Source organism: Novosphingobium silvae (genome assembly GCF_009856825.1).
Lineage (GTDB): Bacteria > Pseudomonadota > Alphaproteobacteria > Sphingomonadales > Sphingomonadaceae > Novosphingobium > Novosphingobium silvae.
The window spans coordinates 1-18374 of the sequence record NZ_WVTD01000025.1 but is presented as its reverse complement, the minus strand read 5'-3'; the positions used below and the strand labels follow the sequence as shown (position 1 = coordinate 18374).

The window sequence follows — 18374 nt, the reverse complement described above, 5'->3', positions numbered from 1 at the left end:
CCGGATCGGGGTGATTAAAAGAGCCGCGAATTGAGCCGATTCAACAAGTATCGACCGTCGTAGCAGCGTGGCGTGCAAATACAGGAGAACGGCGGTCGGGCGATGCTATTGATCCACGCGCGCTGACGCCTATGGATCGCTCTCTGTCGCGTTCGGCGGCGACTCGCCGACATCTTCAACGATCTCCTGCCGAAGTTTCGGTCCCTGGGCCAAGCGCCGTCCAAGGGCCGCGATGAACGCCTCGTAGCGCTTCCCGACCATGGCGCGCGCGGCCTGGGCTGCGGGCTCGGGGAGCGCCGGCGTCGTGTTGAGCCAGAACCGGATGAATACGGCCATGGTCTCGACGGAGATCCCGATGTCGCGCTCCATGCGGTTGAGACGGCGATCGATCTGGTCGAGGCGTTTGGCGACCACGGCTTCACGCCGCTCCGCGTCGTCCGGCGACAGGAAGGACGCGATGGCGGCCTCTGCGATCAGGGAGAGCGGTTGTTCGCGTCGGCCTGCATAGTCCGATAGTGTCGCCATGATGTCGGGGTCGAGATAGACGGAAATCGGCACCTTCTTCTTGCGTCCGGGCATGGTGCTACAGCTCCATGCCGTCATTGGGATCGAGCGAGACCTGGCGGGCAACGCCGCGCATGACGCGGGTCAGCCGCTGGTTGCGCGCGGCGTCGTCCTCTGTGTCGTCAGGCAAATCGATCTCAAACTCATTGTCGATCGGCGCCTTCTTTTCGATGGGGTTCACCCGGTTGAGTTCGGGCTGATGCCGACGTTCGGACTCGGTGGAATCCTCTTCGTTGTCACCGCTCGTCGTTGGCGCAGCGTTTTCGGTCATGTCCGGGCGCGCGGGGATCGGCAGCTTGCTCCAATCGTCGGGCCGACCTTCAGCAGGCCGCGCCAGCCCCGGCGGTGACATGATGCGTTCCTTGAAGCGGGCATCTTCATAGTAGCGCGCCTTCTTCGCCCGGATCGGCGGCGTCCCGGCGACCATGACGATCTCGTCGGTCGGCGGGAGCTGCATGATTTCGCCTGGTGTCAGGAGCTGACGCGCGGTCTCCGAGCGCGACACCATCAAATGGCCGAGCCAGGGCGAGAGCCGATGCCCGGCGTAGTTCTTCATCGCCTTCATCTCGGTCGCGGTTCCGAGCGCGTCGCTGACCCGCTTCGCGGTCCTTTCGTCGTTCGTCGCAAAGGAAACGCGCACATGGCAGTTGTCGAGGATCGAATTGTTCGGGCCGTAGGCCTTCTCGATCTGGTTCAGCGATTGCGCGATCAGAAAGCTCTTGAGGCCGTAGCCCGCCATGAAAGCCAGCGCGGACTCGAAGAAATCGAGGCGGCCGAGGGCGGGAAACTCGTCGAGCATGAGCAGCAGGCGATGCCGCCCGGCCTTTGCTTGCAGATCCTCGGTGAGACGGCGGCCGACCTGATTGAGGATCAGGCGTATCAGCGGCTTGGTGCGGTTGATGTCGGACGGCGGCACGACAAGGTAGAGCGTGGTCGGGAGCTTGCCGCCCACCATGTCGCTGATCCGCCAGTCGCAGCGCCGCGTCACCTCGGCCACGACAGGATCGCGGTAGAGGCCGAGAAACGACATGGCGGTGGAGAGCACGCCCGAGCGTTCGTTGTCCGATTTGTTGAGCAGCTCGCGCGCTGCGCTGGCGATGACGGGGTGCGGCCCTGCCTCGCCGAGGTGGCTGGTCTTCATCATTGCGGCAAGCGTCGACTCGATCGGGCGCTTTGGATCGGACAGGAAAGCGGCGACGCCGGCCAATGTCTTGTCGTCTTCGGCGTAGAGGACATGCAGGATGGCGCCGACCAGCAGGGCATGACTGGTCTTCTCCCAATGGTTCCGCTTTTCGAGCGAGCCTTCGGGATCGACCAGGATGTCGGCGATGTTCTGGACGTCGCGGACTTCCCATTCGCCGCGGCGCACCTCGAGCAGCGGATTGTAGGCCGACGATTTGGGGTTGGTCGGGTCGAACAGCAGAACGCGGCCATGCTGGGCGCGAAAACCGGCGGTGAGCTGCCAGTTTTCCCCTTTGATGTCGTGGACGATGGCCGAGCCCGGCCAGGTCAACAGGGACGGCACAACTAGGCCGACGCCCTTGCCCGAACGGGTCGGGGCGAAGCAAAGCACATGCTCGGGGCCGTCGTGACGGAGATAGTCGCGATCATAGCGGCCGAGCACGACACCGTCGGGACTGAGCAGGCCCGCGGCTTTCACCTCGTCCTTTTCGGCCCAGCGGGCGGAGCCGTAGGTCGCTGCGCTTTTTGCTTCGCGGGCGCGCCAGACCGACATGCCGATGGCGACGGCTATGGCGATGAAGCCGCCCGACGCCGAGATCATCCCGCCCTTGGCGAAGACCTCCGGCGCGTAAGCGTCGTAGAAATACCACCACCAGAAGAACGCCGGCGGATAGTAGATCGGCAGACCGAAGAGGTAAAACCAGGGCGCGCCGAGCTGCGCCTGAAAGCCGAGACTCCATGCGACATATTGCGTCGCCGCCCAGGTGGTGAGCAGCACGATGAGGAAAACGACGGCGATCTGGCCCCACAGGATTTTGGTCGCGGACATTGCTGCGGTCCTTTCTTCTTAGGTGATTAGAGGCCGAGCCCCCGCTTGCGGCCGAAGCTCCAGTCAACACCGCCGTCGCCGCGAGCGACCCCGGAGACGTGCTTGCCGAGCTGGCTCTCGAGGGACGGCGACCAGGGCACGAGCTGGAAGCCGAGGCCGTCATCGATCATCGCGAAGCGGCCGGATGCGAGCGTCATGCGCTGGCGATAGGTGCCGGCGACATATTCGCCATTACCGGCCGCTTTGAACGGCTGGCCTGTCTCCTTCGCAAGCCGGTCGGCAACGGCATCCACCTCGCGGCGACGAAGCGTCTCGATGAGGTTGCGGCTGAAGATGACGCGGCGGCCTTGCTGCTCGGCGAAACCTTCGTGGACCAGATGCTCCGCCCGTTGCCGCATCGCGTGCCGCACCTCGGCGCCGAAGCCGCCCTCCGACATGGCGACGGGTTCGCGGGCGATGGACTGCCGGTCGAGCCAGGTCGCGCCCGAGGCGTTCACCTGATGCTGGAGATCGAGATCGGAGCGGACGGCGAGCGCGACGCGGCGTTCGCCTCTCGCATCTTCATAGGTGCGCAGCTCGACGATCGAGCCTGGCGCGCTGTCCCCCGCCGCATCGAGATGCGGCAGACGAATATGATGGGTCCGGCCATCGACGCCGTCGACCACGGCGTAGGCCGTTCCCTTCAGCTCGTCATCGAGGCCGCGCTCGACCAGACGGCCGATGACCGGCACATCGAGGCTTTCCCCAGCCAGTACGTAGTTGCCCGAGGCGCGGTCGATACCGCGTTCGGTGAGTGCGCGGTGCATGCGCTTGATGATGTCGCCGCGTTCGCCGAGCTGGCGCAGCGTCACCTCAGCCTGATCGTCGATCATCCACTGGCCCGGTCCGACTTCACTGGCGAGGCCGAGGGCTGCGAGTTTGCGCAGGCGGCCCACCTTCTCGACGGCGTAGGCGTCGGGCTGGCGGCCGACCTCCGGAGCGACATCGATGACGCCGGTCTTTCCAGCGTCGCGGACAAGCTGCCGATCAAGCTGCGTCCAGCGCTCCGCCCCGATCTGGCGTTCGAGCGTGCGGCGAATATCGAGAACCGTGCGCGGGCCAAGCTCCTGTGTGATGAGGTCACGCGCGCGATCGCGCATGCCCTCCTTGATGTAGTCGCGCGAGATCACGAGGTCCTAGCCGTCGTCGCGGACGCCGCGCACGATCAGATGGACGTGAGGATGCTCGGTGTTCCAGTGATCGACCGCGACCCAATCGAGCCGCGTGTCCAGATCCTTTTCCATCTGGCCGACAAGATCGCGGGTGAAGGACTTGAGGTCCGACATCTCCACGGCGTCGTCCGGTGAAACGATGAAGCGGAAATGGTGGCGATCGTCCTCGCATCGCCCGGCGAAGGCGCGGCCATCAGCTTCCTCCGTTCCCGGCCCAAACAGCCGGGCCTTTTCTCCATCACGGGTCACGCCGTCGCGGCGGAGATAGTCGAGATGCGTGCCGAGCGGCGCGGTGCGGCCGGAGTGCCGCACGACGCGGGCCTTGATGACTGCGCCGCGCGTGCGCGCGGTGATGAGGCGGTTCGCCTGGATGCTGGCGCGCTGGCCGCGGCCGAAGCGCGAGCGATTGGCGGCAACGACGCGCCCGGAGCGCGAGACGCCGCCGCCCGCCTTCTTCGCCGCCGCCAGCGCCTGCGCGATGAAGGGCCGAGCTGACTGCGCGCGGGTCGATCGGATGCGCCCAGGGCGAACACGAAACTCGTGGTCATCGGCCATGACGCGAGCCCGCAATGTGCGAAAAATCGCGCTGATACAGATAGTTGGGCGTCAGGCACACATTGCCGATGAGCACGGCAATGTGCGGAGCGCGCCAAAATATCCTGCAAATACAACCGCCCGACCGACGCGCAATGTGCGGCCTTTTATCCTGCCATCGTGCGGTTGTTGTGCCTGCCTCTCCCCCTTGTGCCCTCCATGTCACGCCGGAATGCGACAGAGTGCGAAGGATACTTCCGCAGCTCATCGGGGCGCTCCACCGTCAGAGCGAGCGACCACGATAGGGGCGTTCGAGTCTTCGGCGGTATCGGGAACGCGCGCCGCGACGGAGGAGCGGCTGTCGTTCGACCGCGCGCTTTCCGATGTCGATGTTGCCGAACGAGCGTCGGCGGAACGCACGACGAAGAGCGGCGCTTCCCGCCAATCCGGCGGCGGTGGCGGCGCAACCGATGGCGCGCTCGACGGCGATGGTGCGCCTAGCTGCGGAGCCAGCAGCGCGATGTAGGCCCGAGTTTCGGCGGGCAGGGCGCGGCCGGTCTGGACGTATTCGTCGTAGCGGCCAGGCCCCGCATTGTAGGCGCCGAGCATTGCGGGGATCGTGCGATAGCGGTCGAACATTTCGCGCAGGTAAGCAGCGCCTGCGAGGATGTTGTCGCGCGGGTCGTAGGGGTCACGCCCGAGCCCATAGCGAATGCGAAGCGCGGCCCAGGTATCGGGCATGACCTGCATCAGCCCCAGCGCGCCGGCCGACGATATAGCGCGCACATCGCCGGCGCTTTCGGCGCGTTTGACGGCGACGATCCAGTGTTCGGGAATGCCGAAGCGCTGCGAGGCTTCGGTGACGAAGGTGGCGTGTGGATCGCCAGCGACCGTGCGCGCAGCCGACACGGACTGGGCAAGAGCGGCGTCTGTTGCGCCCGCTGCGAGGGCCAGGCCGGAAAGGAGAAGGAAGGCCATGCGCCGGACGGCGCGATGCCGCCCGCGCGCATCCCGATGGCTCATCGTTGGACGGGGACCGGACATCGGTCAGTCCTTCCCGGCGCGGTCGCGCGGGCGCGACCAGTGCAGCGACCAGGCATTCCCGGCGTCATCTTCGCGGAACAGATTGGCGCGGATCGGCTGCGGCAGCGCAGGGTCGTCGATCAGTACGGCAACGTATTCGCCCGCGCGCTCGCCGGTGCGTTTCCAGCCCGCGCCGATTTCCGGACCGGCTTCGGCTTTGCGATCGTCGCTGGCGTGGACACGGTAATCCGGCGCGTTCTCGGCATCGGAGGGATCTGCCGGAACGATGACGACATAGCGGAAGAGGGTGAACGTCTCCAGCTTGCCGGTGAAGCCCGTGTCCTGGCGCGTGAATTGACCAATCTGAGGCATGACTGCTTCCTTTGCGGCGGCGTTGGGAAAGCCATCGGCGAACACCGCTTCCGCCGATGGCGAGGGGTTCATCGTGTCGGCGCGCGCCATTCGAAGCGGCCCGTTCCGTCTTCGTCGGTCCACAAGGGGACAGCGCGGCCGATAATCTGATCGGTGGGCGTCAGGCCGAAGTAGCGACCGTCCAGGCTGTCGCGGACCTGCCAGTTCATCAGGAAGACTTCGCCGGTCGGGATGCGGCGGCAGCCCTGCCAGATCGGTAGGTCGCGCCCGGCGCGATCACGCGGCAGCGCATCGCCCATCTCGACGCCATCGATCGCGATGGAGGCGTTCGAACGGCAAACGGTCTGCCCGGAGACGCCGAGGATGCGCTTCAGCAGCGGAACGCCTTTGGGCAGATAGCCGCGCTCGGCCATGAAGGTCGCGAGCGGCTCGGGCGCGTCGACGGCAACGAGATCGGTGACGTCGAACGGGCCGTCGACGTCGATCGTGTAGAAGCCGATGGGGGCGCTCGCCGATGCGTTCCACAGGAGCTTGATCGGCATCGGGGTGAGCGCCGGATAGCTGATCCCCGCGGTCGCGAGAGTCATGACGAGGAAGAGACCGGCTCGCGTCACGACTGCGTCCTCCGGCGCAGGAGGAAGGCGCGATGCTGGTCGTGCGTATAGGCGCGCGGCTGATGTCCAGCCGCCATCCGGTTGTGGACGTGACGCCAGTGTTCCGGCGAAACGGCGTCCGCCTCGATGCCGATGGCTTCAATGGCATCGACGTGGCGCAGCACGTCTTCGACCTTCGGCCATCCGTCGATCCTGAGCAGGATTTCGCCGCCCGGCCGGACAAAGGGCAGCGTCTGGTAGGGCTCTCCGGGCTCGACTGCGCGCACGATATCGATGCGCGAGACGATCGTGCCGAAATCGTTGGCCGCCCATCGCACGAACGCGAATACGGTGTTCGGACGGAAGAAGATGACACGCCGGCGGCGGTCGAGGATCTGTTCATGCGCCTCACGGCCGAACCTGATCCAGTATTCGATCTTCTTCTCGATCCACGTCAGTTCGACGTGGGTCATGCTGCCATGGGGGGGCGCTGACGGCAGCGGGCCGCCGCGCATGCGGGGAGCCGCAGTGCCGGTCATGTAGGGTCTCCTGGTGTCGAGGGGAATTCACGCGCGAGCAGCTCACGCAGCATGTCGGCGACGGTGACGCCGCGCCCGAACGCGGCGATCTTGATCCGGCCGCGCAGTTCGGGGGTCACATCGATGGTGAGCCTGGCGGTGAACGCGGCAACGTCAGCGGCGCGTGGTGCGTTGTCCGCAGCCTTGATCCATTGGTCGGGATCGGCGGGGCGCGAGGCGAAGCCACGACGGGGGGATCGTTCGTTCATTGTGCGCCCCCGTCGATCCGCAGACGCAGGAGTTCATCGGCGAAGGCCGCGATCTCGCGCGCGGCCGATGTCGCATCGGCGAGTTCGGCGACCAGGCGGCCGGTCTGCGCGGCGGCGGCGAAGGCGACACGTTGGCCGATGGTGGTGGCGAGCAACGGTGGATCGTGATCGGCCAGGGTCTCGGCTGTCTCGCGGGCCAGGATGGTGCGCGCACCGCAACGATTGAGCACGAAGCGGGCGACCAGTTCCGGGCGATAGACGCGGGCTTCGCGGAGCAGCGCCAGCATCTCGGCCGATGCCCAGCCGTCGAGCGGCGACGGCTGCACCGGGATCAGCACGAGGTCGGCGGCGAGCAGCGCCGAGCGCATGAGCGCTGCGACACGCGGCGGGCCGTCGATGACGACGTGGTCGACATCGCGGGCCAGCGCCGGCGCTTCGCGGTGGAGCGTGTCGCGCGCCAGGCCGACGACGCCGAACCGGCGCGGCAGGCCCTCATGGCTGCGCTGCTCAGACCAGTCGAGGGCCGATCCCTGTGGGTCCGCATCGATCAGGGTGACGCGCTGACCGCGCCCAGCGAGTTCGCCCGCGAGGTTGAGCGCCAGCGTCGTCTTGCCGACACCGCCTTTCTGGTTGAGGAACGCGACGATCATCGCGCACCTCCAGGCCGATCGAGGAGCGGAAGCTGATCGGGGGAAGCCGGTTCGCTCTCTTTCCGGCCCGTCTGAGCGGCTGGAGCACCCTTGCGCGGTGATTTGCCGGCGGCGCGGAGGCTCGCTGCGGCGGTGCGGATGAGGTTTTCCACATCGCGCGCGCGCTCTTCAAAGTTAGATTCTTGGTTAGACTCTAAGTTAAGGGCGCGAATCCGCCCACGATTTCCAGACGTTAAGGCCGGCTTGGGTTCCTGATGGCACGAGCCTCGGGTTCCCGATGGCACGATAGGTCGGGTTCCCGATAGCACGAGGCCGTCCACAGGTTTTCCACAGGCGGCCAGTGGCTCGAAAGCCAGCAGCGTGCGCCCGCCGATTTCCACTTCGAGCGACAGGAGGTAGCCGGGCAGTGGTTGGCGTCGCACGATGTCGCGCAGTTCGAAGGCGAAGCGCTTGAACGGCGACAGGCTGCCGGATTTGAGGTGGAGGTGGCGTAGGTCGAAACGCCAGCCGCCGCGCTGACGGCCTCCGTGTTTGCGCACGATGCGGTAGAGCCAGCGATCGAGGCCGCCGGTGAGATCGAAATAGGCCGGATCGATGGTGAGGATGAGCGCGTCATCGAGGACGGCCTTGTAGAACCAGTCGGGGACGATCAGCTCGATGCCATCCGGTCGTCCTTGACGATCCGTGCGCTCCTGCCACTCGTTGATCCACGAGAAGCGGTGACGGCGGCCTTCGGCGGGTTGGCGGATCGACGTCGAGATGGTGGTCGATTGCAGCCGGTCGAGCGCGGCCTTGAGCCGCTGATAATCGCGCTTGGATGTGCCGCGCCCGACATAGGTGAGGATCTCATAGGGTGTCGCCGCCATCAGACGCGAGGTGCGCAGGCCCGCGTCGCGGGCCTCGACGATCTGGCTGGCGGCCCAGATCAGGATGTCGGCGTCCCAGATCGTGGCCATGCCATGATCGGGAACGGCCTCTACCCGGATGGAGACACCGCCCGCCGAAAAGTCGATCGGCGCTATGCGGTGCGATTTCGAGAGGGAGAAGAAGGGATAGGCCATGAGATCCTGCGCGTCTCGTGGCGCGAAGTCGCCGGGAAGCGCGCGAAACAGGTCGAGCTGCCCACGCTCCGAAGGGTCACGACGACGCACCACCATGAAAGAGACCGGCCACAATCAGCGTGCGTATCGGCCGGCGATCTGGCCGGTCGGCAGCGTCTGGCGCTTTGCGGGAAGCACGGAGCCGCGCGGATCGGACGTCGAGGTTACGGCGCCGCGCTCGGCCCAGGTCTCCAGATCGTCGACCGAATAGACGACGCGCCCGCCGAGTTTGTGATAGGCCGGACCAGTTCCGTAGGTGCGGTGTTTTTCGAGGGTGCGCGCAGACAGGCTGAGAAATTCAGCGGCTTCCTTGGTCCGCAGGTAGCGTGGCGGGAGCGCGGCGGTATCGGGTCGCATGGGGCGGGCCTCCGTGGGGTTACTGGGGGCCGCTGGCGATCAGCGGCTGACAGCGACAACGGTGGCGGAGAACCTCCGGCGGGACGGATGGGGGACTTGGGATGGCTAAATTCCCCACCCCTGTCGGTGGCGCAGGCTAGGTGCGCCGACGATGCCGAAGCAGGTGCAGATAGCCGCCATCGATGAGGGCCAATCCGGCTTCGGCGAAGGCGATCACGGCATCCCGCAGCGGCGAGGTCTTCCACGGGTCGGCATCGATGCGCACCGCGCCATAGATTGCGATGGCGATGTCGCGATAGGTCGCGCCGTTCATGCGGCCGTCAGCAGCACGAAGTTTGAGGCGAAAGCGGCGGCGCTGCTCGGCGGTCATGCGCGTGTCGCGCAATGGCGGACGTTGGAGCCAGGCGCGCGCGAGGCGTGTCAGCGCATCGATGCGATCGAGGATGTCGTCATCGATGGGGACGACCGCTGCAAGCTGGTCGTGTGCGGATATGCCGGGTTGGAAGAGTAGCTGGAGGTCGTGCTCGGGAAGACCGGTATAGGCTCCTTCAGGACCATCACGTCCCGCACCGAACCTGTCGGCGAGGCGGTTTGAGCTGGACGGCAGAAAGTTCGGCCGCGCTGTCAGAAAGAGGACGGCGGGATCGCTCTGCGGCGACCACACCACCTGTTGCTGTAGGGCAGAACGACCTGGTCTTGCAGGGAAATCGCAACCCCCAGCGCTGCTGCCTGTCGTCCGGCAGCGGCTGAGTCTCGTCGCCAGCATCGACCAGTCTGGCGTAATCGTCCTGATAAGGGCGGTATCTGCGAAGGCACTCCCAGGCGAGACCTTCGATCGGCAGTGTATCGAAGAAATCGTAGCTGCGGTCGTCTCGCCAGTTCGATGTATCGGGCCTCATCGCATCAACTCTCCCGCGTGGTGCGCGTAAGTCGAGCGTGTGATTTTTCGGGGTGCCACGAGGGTGTTGGAAGCCCGGAGGAGGGCATTGCGTGATGTCGAAAGGGCATCACGCAGGTTCGCAAGCCTCTCAGCGGTGAGCCTGTCGCAGGAGATGCCGATAGCCGGTGTGTGTCATCCAGCGGGCGCGTTCGAGATGGCTGTCATGGATGCGTCGGCAGCGTTCGGGTTCACGGGCGGGATCAAGGTCGAACAGTACCCGCACGGCTTCCTCCCAATGCGCGCCGTCAGCGGCCGCATCCAGCAAGCGCATGTATAGTTTGGCGTGCGACTTGTCGTAATCGGTGAGATCTTGCCCCGATGGCGCGAGGTCCTGGAATGGTGCGGTCATGGTGCAGACTCGGCGAATATGCGGTGCCGTCTATTAACCATGTTTGATCCGAAATAGAGGCAGTGCGAGTGATGAGGAAGCTGGCTGCCCACAGGTCAGCGTAAGCCTGTAGATCGGTTCGGCTTGTTTCCGCGATCATCGACCAGCAGCACTCCTTGCCCTCGGTCGGTCGACAGGAAGACGATGCCGGCAGCTTCCAAGGCCCTGCGTGCCTGATCGCGCGTCGTCTCGTACACATCGAGCCCGCTTTCGGATTCGAGGCGCTTGAGCGCGGTCAGCGATAGGCGGGCCTTGTCAGCGAGCGTCTCCTGTGTCCAACCCAGCAACGCGCGTGCGGCCCGTGATTGTCGGGCGGTGATCATGCATGATCACCTCCCATCGCAACCGGCGCGCGCTCCAGAACTACGGCTATTTTAGTCGTATTGGCCCGCTTCTGCCAGCTCAAAGCGGTTGCCGAAGGGCCGTGTCGTGCTGGCGCCGATTTGCTGATTCGGGCAAACGAGGCGCTGTCGTCAGTGAAGCGAAGGTTCTGCGGGCTGGCTTTTGCAGCAAAGCTGGAGCGCGCGCCTTCGGTGTGACCCGACTATTTGGGGCACGCATCTGCGATCGGGTGCGATTTGAGCAGGAAGGCGGCCCCGACCTTTCGGCCGGGGCCTCGTGACGCCGCCTCAGTCTGCGCGGCGGCCGTTGGGGCGGGACCAGATCAGTGAGTAACCTTCGCCGTCTTCGTCATCGAAGAGGTTGGCGTAGATCGGAGCGTTGAAGCTCGGATCGTCGAGCTTGAGGCCCAGATAGTCGCGGCCCTCGTTGGAGCGCTTGGACCAGGCGGCGCCGATCTCGGCGCGGCCGACCAGGACCCGGTGGCTGGGGGCGTTCTCGCCGCTGGCGCGCAGGTCGGGGACGATGCGCACGCCCTTGGCCTGGACGCTGAGGGTGACGATTTCGCCGCCGAATTCGTTCGAGCCGGTCTTCTTGAAGGTGCCGATGGTCGCCATTGTAAGTCTCCGTTTTCCGTTTCGAGCCCGCACCATTGCGGCCTCGATGGCGATCGACCGGACGGAGGCGAGCGACGACACATCGCTTGCGACCGCAGCAAAGCGGAGGATGGCGCAGGCGCGACTTTGTTGTTTCGCGAGGAATGACGGCGCAGCCGGCAGGGGGAGAAAGTCGGGGCCAGCCGTTGTGGCTTAGGCGCTCGAGGCAAAGCCGTCCTTCGGCCAGATCAGGCCATTGAAGAGGCCGTTCTGGCGCGGGTGCTGGACGGATCGACGGCGGAGACGGCGGCGACCTTCGCATTGGCCCGGGAAGTCCGACCGGCGATCACAGGCGTAAACCTCCTTCGAACAGGCCTGCGCTGCGCATTTCGCCATTCCGCCAGCTCTGACGAAGCACCTCGACGCTGAGGATCTGCCGGCCACGATGTCGTTGCCGCCCCGACGCGCTCCATCGTTCCGTGACAGGTGGGCGCAGCCGATGCTTCGCGATGCCGCTTCCCCATCGGGCGGCCAGATGACGTGGGGGACAAAGGCTATGTGCCGCTGGATCCCGCCGCGATGGGCGCTGCGGGTTTAGGCGTGGGACACATGCCCGCCAGACGGGCCGGAGGCCGCCATTCCAGTGATGCGCACGAAGGCGGCGATGCCGACCGCGATCGCTCCGATGACCGAGAACACGGTCTGCCATGTATCCGACGGCATGGTGTGTTTCACGATGCCATGGGTGGCATGGAATCCCGCGACGACGGCCGGGGCGACGAAGGCTGCGGCGATGAGCAGGCGTGCCCAGGTCGGACGGACGGTGGCGAGCAGGAATTGGCCGATGCCGAAGGTCAGGCCCGCGGCGACAAAGCCGACGACAATCGCGCCGAGCCAGCCCGCGCCGGTGCCGTAGGCCCATGTGCCGGCAGTCACGCCCGCGAAGAACGGAAGAGCGAACACCGCAAGCGTGAAGAGGAGCCAGCAGAGGAAGCCGATGGCGGCGATGCTGAGGAAAATGCCGATGAAGATCATGGTGGTGTCTTTCGTCAAATGTCAGACGGACGCGCCTCCACCACCACCACGGCGCACATGCGAGGTTAGCAGAATTCGAGCCGCGGGGGGAGCAGAAGCGTGAAGCGTCCGCCGACGGCGCGACCCGGTTCGCCCCATCAGGCGAAGGGGTCGATTTCGCCGACGATGGCGTTTTCATCGCCATCATATTCCGAGGCCGGGGTGACGGAGAGCGTGCCGTCTCCGGCGCGATAGATGACGATGGCCGCCATCAGGGTGGTAGCGAGGCTGAAGGCGAAGGCGTGAGCGGTTTGGAAGGACATCGACCTGGCTCCTGTTTGAGCGGAGGTCCATCCCCCGCTGACAGGCGCCCGAAGAGTTCGGCCGGTGGCCGCAATCACCGCGTAGGCGAAGCCGGAGCGGCGGCACGCTATGCGTAGTCCGACCCTTTACGGGTTGATGGCGTCAGGCCATCGGCTGAACCCAAGGATCAGCGTCTTGAAGCGGGGGTGGTCGTCCGATCAGGAGACCGGATTGTCTGCATGCCGCGACAACTGTTGCCGCCGGCTCGGCTGACCTCTCCTGCGCTGCCGGTGGCCGGATGTCAGCGCCCGGCCTTCCAGGGATCGATCACCGTGACATTCGCGGCCTCGAATGCGCTGCTGTCGCGCGTGGCGACGGCAAACCCCTTGGCGGCTGCGATCGCCGCGATGTAGCCGTCGGGAGTAGGGAAGCCTTTCCCGGCCGCTCGGGCTTTGACGGCGAGATCCGCATAGCGGCGCGCAGCATCGACATCGAACGGGAGGACGCGGTCTGCGAACAGTTCCATCACCCCATCCAGGGCTTCGGTGAGACGCTCCTTGCGCTTGCCGGCGGGGAGCGCGCCGATGCCGAACATCAGTTCGGCGATGGTGACGCTGGAGAGAAAGAGTGTTTCCGCCGCCTGCTCGTCGAGCCATGCGCGCACGGCCTCGTCGGGAGCGGGCTTCATCGCCTCCGATACGACATTGGTGTCGAGGAGGATCATTCGAAGCTCATCGGCTTGGCGGGCGCCTTGTCACGAGCCTGGTCGAGGGCCTCGACATCCTCATTGGTCAAGCCGAGGCGGCGGCTGCGTTCCGCGAGCGCCGTGCCGAGCCGGAGGCGCGTATCGGGGCGGACAGCCATTTCGAGAATGTCGCGCATTTCCGCTTCGGCGCTGCGGCCGTGCTGCGCCGCCCGCACCTTGAGGGCGCGATGCGTCGCGTCGGACAGATTCCTGATCGTAACTGCGGGCATGATAGCGCCTCCTGCAAGTTTGATAGCGGTGATAGCATAATATAAAAATTGCCATCATTTTCAAGGCGGCCGGTCCCGGCGGCGCTTACGCGCCGCCCGAGCCGAACCGATAGACCGGGATGCCCATCTTGCGGGCCTTGTCGGCCAGGTTGTCCTGAATGCCCGTGCCGGGGAAGATCACGACCCCGATCGGCACGATGCTGAGCATCTGGTCATTGCGTTTGAACGGTGCGGCCTTGGCGTGCTTCGTCCAGTCCGGCTTGAAGGCGACCTGCGGCACCTTGCGGCTGTCGGCCCAGCGGGAAGCGATCTTTTCGGCGCCTTTCGGCGAGCCGCCATGCAGCAGCACCATGTCGGGGTGCTTGGTATGGATCTGATCGAGCTTGGCCCAGATCTGCTTGTGGTCGGCGGTGTCGCCGCCCGAGAAGGCGATCTTCGGGCCGGCGGGTACGAGTACATCGGTATCCGCACGCCTCCTGGCGGCGAGGAAATCCCGGCTGTCGATCAGCGACGCGGTGAGGTGGCGATGGTTGACCCGTGATCCGGTGCGTTGCGACCAGGGTGAGCCGGTGGCGACGAGGTAGCGGCCAGCGGCGGCTTCGCGGAAGGTTTCCATGCCGTCGCGGCGGTCGATCAGGTTCATGCCGATGTCTATGAGGCGCTCGAGCTGAAGGGACTTCACCTCGGAGCCATCCTGTTCGCGCTGAAGCTGCCTTTGCGCCTGCTCGTTGTCGTCGAGCTTCTGTTCGATGCGGTCCACGGCGCGGTGGAACATATTGACGGTCGACCAGAGGAGATCGGGGAGATCGAAGTCGAGGCTGGTGTCGGTGATCGTGGCGACCAGGGCGTCGAAGATGTCGGCGACGGCGCCTTCGATGATGCGGTCTTCCGGTGGCGGGCGCTGGTCCAACTCGTCTTCGGAGGGACGGTAGCCGTGGAGCTGCAAGTCCTGGATCAGATGGTCGGTCGGGGATGACTCGTGGTGCGGTTCGTAGTCGTCGTGCTCGCTCATGGGATGCTCCGTCGGCAAGGACCGCGACCGTCGCGGCCTTCATGGCGACGAAGCCGTCGGGCGGGACGGACCTGCACCCGGAGCGAAGCGTAGGGCCGAAGCGCCAGCGGAGGATGGCAAAGGCCGGCGATTTTGTTTCGCGATGGAAAGGCGCGGGTTCGGGGTCCCCGCGCGGCCTGCCGCGTGGGGTGGACATGCGCCGCCGGAAAATCGTCGGCCGCAGCCATTGCTGATCCGGCACGGCTGATGGCCGATCGCCCTCTCGAAGGCCGAGGCGCGGTCTTTTTGTCGTCACTGGCGCATCGTTGCGGCATGGGGGCTGCGCGCCACCTGTCAGCCCCTTCCGGCTAAGCGGCAAGGTCGATGAAGCGTGCGACGTCCTCTGGAGCGAGCTGCACTCGAACGCCTGCCCGAAGCGCTTCGATACCGAGCCGCCGGAGATCCTCGTTGAAGTCCCCGAATGCCGGCGACAATGGGATGGCCTCGATTCCCTCGGCGTTCGCCCGTTCGATCAGTATGTCCCACGCGCCGTCACCGGCCGGATCGTCGTCTCGGACGATATAGAGCCGCCGCAAAGTCGCGGGGAACAGGATGGCGGCCAGATGCGCTGCCGAAAGCGCCGGCGCCATCGCCATATCGGGCAGGACCTGCCGGAGCGACAGCATGGTCTCGATACCTTCGCCTGCCGCCATCACGCTGCCGGGCGCACCGATGCGGACGGCATTGCCGAGGAGATCGCCCATCGCCTTGCGCGGTGTGTCGATGGGGGCTTTGTCGGAGCCGTCAGGCGCAAGCCAGGTGCGGTGCGCGCCGGTGATCTTGCCAGCGAGGTCGGTGACGGCGGCGATCATGGCGGGCCAGGTCTCGGTCGGGCCATCGTCGGGCTTGTAGTAGCAGCGAGGGTGGAAGCGCAGGTTTCCGGTTCCGTGCAAAAGCACAATGCCGCGTCTGCGCAGATAGGTCTGCACGATGGTCCCGGTGATCGGTTGCGTCATGGCGATGAGACGGCGTGCCGCCTCGGGCGACCCCGATGGCGCTGGCGCCAGTCCGCGGCGTGATGCCGGCTCGGGTTCGGGATGCGGCAGGCTGAGGAAGGTGCGCGCCTCTTGAGCAACGTCTGCGAAGTCGATGAGGCCGAGCGATTCCCGGATGATGTCGAGAAGGTCGCCATGTTCGCCGGTGGCGGCGTCGGTCCATTTGCCCGCTGGTCCCTTCGGGGTGTCGCGCAGGCGCACGAACATGGAGCGGCCTGCGACATTGCGAGCATCGCCAACCCGCCAGTAGTTGCCCTGCCGGTGGCCGTTGGAGAGATAGTGGCGGCAGACCGCCTCGGCCTGTCGGCCGAGACTGTGTGCCAGTTCAGAAGCGTCCTGCCGAGCCATCACGCTGCCTCACGCTCGCTGATCCGCTCGACCGGATAGGTGGCGAGCAGCTTGCCGATGATGGCGGGACCAGAGGCATCGACCGGAACGAAGAAGCGCAGCTTCCACGAGATGATCTCGCTGAAGAGGCCATAGGCGCGCAGGCGATCCCGCATGGTGTCGGTGAAGCCGGACAGTTCGATCCGGTTCGCGCCCATGACGCGCGCGCGGCGAAGCTGGAGCCCGCTGGCCAAGTCGAGTATGGTGCGACCATCCACCAGAGCGGCATAGGCATCATCGCTGCTGAGGTTGGCCGTTCCCGTCGAGGCGGCATTCATGGCCCAAGCAGGCGAAACCCGCCGCCCGATGATGCGTTCGCCATCATCGGTCTGGAGCCGATAGACGCGCGTCGACTCGTTCGGCAGGCGTTTCCACACCGGCAGGAGCAAACCGCTGACCATGTGGATGGCACCGTCGGTATAGGCTGGCACTTCGGCGACTTCACGTTGCCAGACCGCTGCAAAGCTGTCGCGAGCGGCTTCCTGCCAATGGCTGTCTTCCATCATGGCGAGGCTTGCGTGGTGCTGCTCCATCGGCCGGATCAGGCGGACGCGACGTTCGATCTCGCCATCGTCGAGCATGATGGACGGCGCCGGCACCTGGACAGCAGCGTGTCCCGACCGCGCGTTGATGAGCAGCCGGGCATGCGGATCGTCGAGCCAGTCGAGCGCCGTATCGAGCGTGGTTGGCTGGTTTCGGCGGCGCTCGGTGATGGTGAGCAGCCGCGTCTGCGCGCCCGTTGCCGGATGGGTGTAGATGGTCGTGCGCTCAGCGACGACGAAACTTTCCGCCGTCAGCGTTTCCAGCCCGACATCATAAACGCCGCTGGCGATGGCTCCGGACACCTTGGCGTCGAGTAATTGCTCGAAGGCGGTGAAGAGTATGCCCTGAAGCTCGATGGTCAGCGCCAGCAGGCGGTTGAGGAACGTGGTGATCGGCGGCAACTCGTCCTTGATGCCGTTGTCATCGGTCAACTTCAGGCCGGTCGCGGACTCGAAGCGACCCAGCGAGCAACCCTCGACCTTGCCGCGCACGATCAGGAGGTAGAGCTGGCGCAGCGCATCGCGGGCGTAGCTCGATTCCAGATTGTCCTCGGGCCGGAACAGGCCCTGGCCGCCGGTCTGGCGCTGACCGCGCGTGATCGCGCCCAGCGTATCGAGCCGGCGCGCGATCGTGGACAGGAAGCGTTTCTCGGCTTTGACGTTCGTGGCGATCGGGCGGAACAGCGGCGGCTGCGCCTGGTTGGTGCGATTGGTGCGGCCCAGACCCTGGATGGCGGCGTCGGCCTTCCATCCGGGTTCGAGCAGATAATGCACGCGCAGACGCCGGTTCTTCGCCGACAGTTCTGCGTGATAGCTGCGGCCGGTGCCGCCGGCGTCGCTGAACACGAGAACGCGCTTCAGATCGTCCATGAACGCGGCCGTCTCGGCAAGGTTGGCGGATGGCGCGCGGTTTTCGACGGCGAAGCGTTCCCCCTTGCGGACGATGCGCCGGGAGCGGCCCGTCACCTCGGAGACCATATCTGTGCCGAAGCGCTGTACGATCTGGTCGAGCGCCCCCGGGACGGGTGGTAAAGACGCAAGACGTTCGATCAGCTCGTCCCGGCGCGCGACAGCTTCGCGGCTCTCGACGGGGTGGCCATCGCGATAGACCGGGCGCGAGGACAGATTGCCCTCGCCATCCGTGAACGGCTCGTAGAGTTGGACCGGAAAGGAATGGGCCAGATAGTCCAGAACATATTCGCGGGGCGTGATGTCGACACGAATATCGTTCCATTCCTCGGTCGGGACTTCCGCCAGCCGGCGCTCCATCAGCGCTTCGCCGGTCGAGACGATCTGGACGACAGCGGCGTGGCCATCATCCAGGTCGCGTTCGATGGACCGGATCAGCGTGGGCGTTTTCATCGACGTGAGCAGATGGCCGAAGAAACGCTGCTTGGCGGACTCGAAGGCCGAGCGGGCGGCGGACTTGGCCTGGCGGTTTAGTGTGGCTCCCCCGCTATCTGGGCTGCCGGTGATGTTGGCCGCCTGCATCGCAGCGTCGAGATGATTGTGGATGACGGCTTATCGCGAGGAAGCGGTAATGCGAAGGAACGCGGCGTAGGCGCGGGATTCCAGGGGTGCGGCACGAAGTTGCTGCGCATTATTTTGATTGCGAACCTCGGCGGTCTCTGGACCAGCTGAG

The 18374-nt window shown here is 65.7% G+C and carries 21 protein-coding genes and 2 pseudogenes; all 23 read right to left on the bottom strand.

Going from position 1 to position 18374, the window contains the following annotated elements:
- Positions 1–129: 129 nt before the first annotated feature.
- Positions 130–579, bottom strand: a complete 450-nt coding sequence (locus tag GR702_RS19790) for a CopG family transcriptional regulator (RefSeq protein ID WP_160987306.1) — start codon at positions 577–579, stop codon at positions 130–132.
- A gap of 4 nt (positions 580–583) precedes the next feature.
- Positions 584–2575, bottom strand: a complete 1992-nt coding sequence (locus tag GR702_RS19785; protein ID WP_160987305.1) for a conjugal transfer protein TraG — start codon at positions 2573–2575, stop codon at positions 584–586.
- A 26-nt stretch (positions 2576–2601) separates the two neighbouring features.
- A pseudogene (locus GR702_RS19780) lies at positions 2602–4341 on the bottom strand (relaxase/mobilization nuclease domain-containing protein).
- A gap of 243 nt (positions 4342–4584) precedes the next feature.
- Entirely contained in the window at positions 4585–5364 is a 780-nt protein-coding gene (locus tag GR702_RS19775; RefSeq protein WP_160987304.1) for a lytic transglycosylase domain-containing protein, read from the bottom strand.
- 3 nt (positions 5365–5367) lie between these two features.
- Positions 5368–5715 (bottom strand): DUF736 domain-containing protein, encoded by a 348-nt coding sequence (locus GR702_RS19770; protein ID WP_160987322.1) that lies wholly within the window; start codon positions 5713–5715, stop codon positions 5368–5370.
- A 68-nt stretch (positions 5716–5783) separates the two neighbouring features.
- Positions 5784–6329 (bottom strand): S26 family signal peptidase, encoded by a 546-nt coding sequence (locus GR702_RS19765; protein WP_160987303.1) that lies wholly within the window; start codon positions 6327–6329, stop codon positions 5784–5786.
- Positions 6326–6847, bottom strand: a complete 522-nt coding sequence (locus tag GR702_RS19760; RefSeq protein ID WP_160987302.1) for a DUF2840 domain-containing protein — start codon at positions 6845–6847, stop codon at positions 6326–6328. The genes GR702_RS19765 and GR702_RS19760 overlap by 4 nt, the downstream gene beginning before the upstream one ends.
- Positions 6844–7095, bottom strand: a complete 252-nt coding sequence (locus tag GR702_RS19755) for a hypothetical protein (RefSeq protein WP_047820995.1) — start codon at positions 7093–7095, stop codon at positions 6844–6846. Before GR702_RS19755 ends, GR702_RS19760 begins: the two co-directional genes overlap by 4 nt.
- Entirely contained in the window at positions 7092–7745 is a 654-nt protein-coding gene (parA, locus tag GR702_RS19750) for a ParA family partition ATPase (protein WP_047820994.1), read from the bottom strand. The genes GR702_RS19755 and parA overlap by 4 nt, the downstream gene beginning before the upstream one ends.
- A 314-nt stretch (positions 7746–8059) precedes the next feature.
- Positions 8060–8902 (bottom strand): annotated as a pseudogene (locus GR702_RS19745) (replication initiator protein A); the annotation flags it as partial.
- A gap of 18 nt (positions 8903–8920) precedes the next feature.
- Positions 8921–9202, bottom strand: a complete 282-nt coding sequence (locus GR702_RS19740) for a helix-turn-helix transcriptional regulator (protein ID WP_012110094.1) — start codon at positions 9200–9202, stop codon at positions 8921–8923.
- A gap of 136 nt (positions 9203–9338) precedes the next feature.
- A complete protein-coding gene (locus GR702_RS19735; RefSeq protein WP_293981132.1) occupies positions 9339–9866 on the bottom strand; it encodes a DUF2285 domain-containing protein in 528 nt (175 codons plus the stop codon).
- Complete coding sequence (locus GR702_RS22815) at positions 9760–10101, bottom strand: transcriptional regulator domain-containing protein (protein WP_367119461.1); 342 nt, start codon at positions 10099–10101, stop codon at positions 9760–9762. The genes GR702_RS19735 and GR702_RS22815 overlap by 107 nt, the downstream gene beginning before the upstream one ends.
- 129 nt (positions 10102–10230) lie before the next feature.
- Positions 10231–10491: a DNA -binding domain-containing protein gene (locus tag GR702_RS19730; protein ID WP_047820991.1), complete on the bottom strand. Its 261-nt coding sequence runs from the start codon at positions 10489–10491 to the stop codon at positions 10231–10233.
- A gap of 95 nt (positions 10492–10586) precedes the next feature.
- A complete protein-coding gene (locus GR702_RS19725; RefSeq protein ID WP_045811379.1) occupies positions 10587–10853 on the bottom strand; it encodes a helix-turn-helix domain-containing protein in 267 nt (88 codons plus the stop codon).
- Positions 10854–11159: 306 nt separating this feature from the next.
- A complete protein-coding gene (locus GR702_RS19720) occupies positions 11160–11486 on the bottom strand; it encodes a DUF736 domain-containing protein (protein WP_041535876.1) in 327 nt (108 codons plus the stop codon).
- 573 nt (positions 11487–12059) lie between these two features.
- On the bottom strand, positions 12060–12500 hold the full coding sequence (locus tag GR702_RS19715) for a hypothetical protein (protein WP_160987301.1): 441 nt from the start codon (positions 12498–12500) through the stop codon (positions 12060–12062).
- A 137-nt stretch (positions 12501–12637) separates the two neighbouring features.
- Positions 12638–12802, bottom strand: coding sequence for a hypothetical protein (locus GR702_RS22175; RefSeq protein ID WP_182926515.1), 165 nt, complete (start codon positions 12800–12802; stop codon positions 12638–12640).
- 281 nt (positions 12803–13083) lie between these two features.
- Entirely contained in the window at positions 13084–13506 is a 423-nt protein-coding gene (locus tag GR702_RS19710; RefSeq protein WP_160987300.1) for a type II toxin-antitoxin system VapC family toxin, read from the bottom strand.
- Positions 13503–13757 (bottom strand): FitA-like ribbon-helix-helix domain-containing protein, encoded by a 255-nt coding sequence (locus GR702_RS19705; RefSeq protein ID WP_012110103.1) that lies wholly within the window; start codon positions 13755–13757, stop codon positions 13503–13505. Before GR702_RS19705 ends, GR702_RS19710 begins: the two co-directional genes overlap by 4 nt.
- 85 nt (positions 13758–13842) lie before the next feature.
- Positions 13843–14769 carry a DUF2493 domain-containing protein gene (locus tag GR702_RS19700; protein WP_047820987.1) on the bottom strand — a complete coding sequence of 309 codons (927 nt, stop codon included), beginning with the start codon at positions 14767–14769 and terminating at the stop codon, positions 13843–13845.
- 347 nt (positions 14770–15116) lie between these two features.
- The gene (locus GR702_RS19695) at positions 15117–16151 is read right to left on the bottom strand and encodes a DUF7146 domain-containing protein (RefSeq protein ID WP_047820985.1); all 1035 of its coding nucleotides are present in this window, start codon (positions 16149–16151) and stop codon (positions 15117–15119) included.
- Positions 16151–18001 carry a strawberry notch C-terminal domain-containing protein gene (locus tag GR702_RS19690; protein ID WP_202408391.1) on the bottom strand — a complete coding sequence of 617 codons (1851 nt, stop codon included), beginning with the start codon at positions 17999–18001 and terminating at the stop codon, positions 16151–16153. Before GR702_RS19690 ends, GR702_RS19695 begins: the two co-directional genes overlap by 1 nt.
- Positions 18002–18374: the final 373 nt, after the last annotated feature.

Excerpts from the sequence above, each read along its gene's own strand:
- GR702_RS19700 (WP_047820987.1), bottom strand. The coding sequence starts at position 14,769 with ATGAGCGAGCACGACGACTACGAACCGCACCACGAGTCATCCCCGACC.
- GR702_RS19725 (WP_045811379.1), bottom strand. The coding sequence starts at position 10,853 with ATGATCACCGCCCGACAATCACGGGCCGCACGCGCGTTGCTGGGTTGG.
- GR702_RS19705 (WP_012110103.1), bottom strand. The coding sequence starts at position 13,757 with ATGCCCGCAGTTACGATCAGGAATCTGTCCGACGCGACGCATCGCGCC.
- GR702_RS19785 (WP_160987305.1), bottom strand. The coding sequence starts at position 2,575 with ATGTCCGCGACCAAAATCCTGTGGGGCCAGATCGCCGTCGTTTTCCTC.
- GR702_RS19760 (WP_160987302.1), bottom strand. The coding sequence starts at position 6,847 with ATGACCGGCACTGCGGCTCCCCGCATGCGCGGCGGCCCGCTGCCGTCA.
- GR702_RS22815 (WP_367119461.1), bottom strand. The coding sequence starts at position 10,101 with ATGAGGCCCGATACATCGAACTGGCGAGACGACCGCAGCTACGATTTC.
- GR702_RS19790 (WP_160987306.1), bottom strand. The coding sequence starts at position 579 with ATGCCCGGACGCAAGAAGAAGGTGCCGATTTCCGTCTATCTCGACCCC.
- GR702_RS19755 (WP_047820995.1), bottom strand. The coding sequence starts at position 7,095 with ATGAACGAACGATCCCCCCGTCGTGGCTTCGCCTCGCGCCCCGCCGAT.
- GR702_RS19695 (WP_047820985.1), bottom strand. The coding sequence starts at position 16,151 with ATGGCTCGGCAGGACGCTTCTGAACTGGCACACAGTCTCGGCCGACAG.
- GR702_RS19710 (WP_160987300.1), bottom strand. The coding sequence starts at position 13,506 with ATGATCCTCCTCGACACCAATGTCGTATCGGAGGCGATGAAGCCCGCT.
- parA (WP_047820994.1), bottom strand. The coding sequence starts at position 7,745 with ATGATCGTCGCGTTCCTCAACCAGAAAGGCGGTGTCGGCAAGACGACG.
- GR702_RS19775 (WP_160987304.1), bottom strand. The coding sequence starts at position 5,364 with ATGTCCGGTCCCCGTCCAACGATGAGCCATCGGGATGCGCGCGGGCGG.
- GR702_RS19770 (WP_160987322.1), bottom strand. The coding sequence starts at position 5,715 with ATGCCTCAGATTGGTCAATTCACGCGCCAGGACACGGGCTTCACCGGC.
- GR702_RS22175 (WP_182926515.1), bottom strand. The coding sequence starts at position 12,802 with ATGTCCTTCCAAACCGCTCACGCCTTCGCCTTCAGCCTCGCTACCACC.
- GR702_RS19715 (WP_160987301.1), bottom strand. The coding sequence starts at position 12,500 with ATGATCTTCATCGGCATTTTCCTCAGCATCGCCGCCATCGGCTTCCTC.
- GR702_RS19690 (WP_202408391.1), bottom strand. The coding sequence starts at position 18,001 with ATGGAGCGCCGGCTGGCGGAAGTCCCGACCGAGGAATGGAACGATATT.
- GR702_RS19740 (WP_012110094.1), bottom strand. The coding sequence starts at position 9,202 with ATGCGACCCGATACCGCCGCGCTCCCGCCACGCTACCTGCGGACCAAG.
- GR702_RS19730 (WP_047820991.1), bottom strand. The coding sequence starts at position 10,491 with ATGACCGCACCATTCCAGGACCTCGCGCCATCGGGGCAAGATCTCACC.
- GR702_RS19720 (WP_041535876.1), bottom strand. The coding sequence starts at position 11,486 with ATGGCGACCATCGGCACCTTCAAGAAGACCGGCTCGAACGAATTCGGC.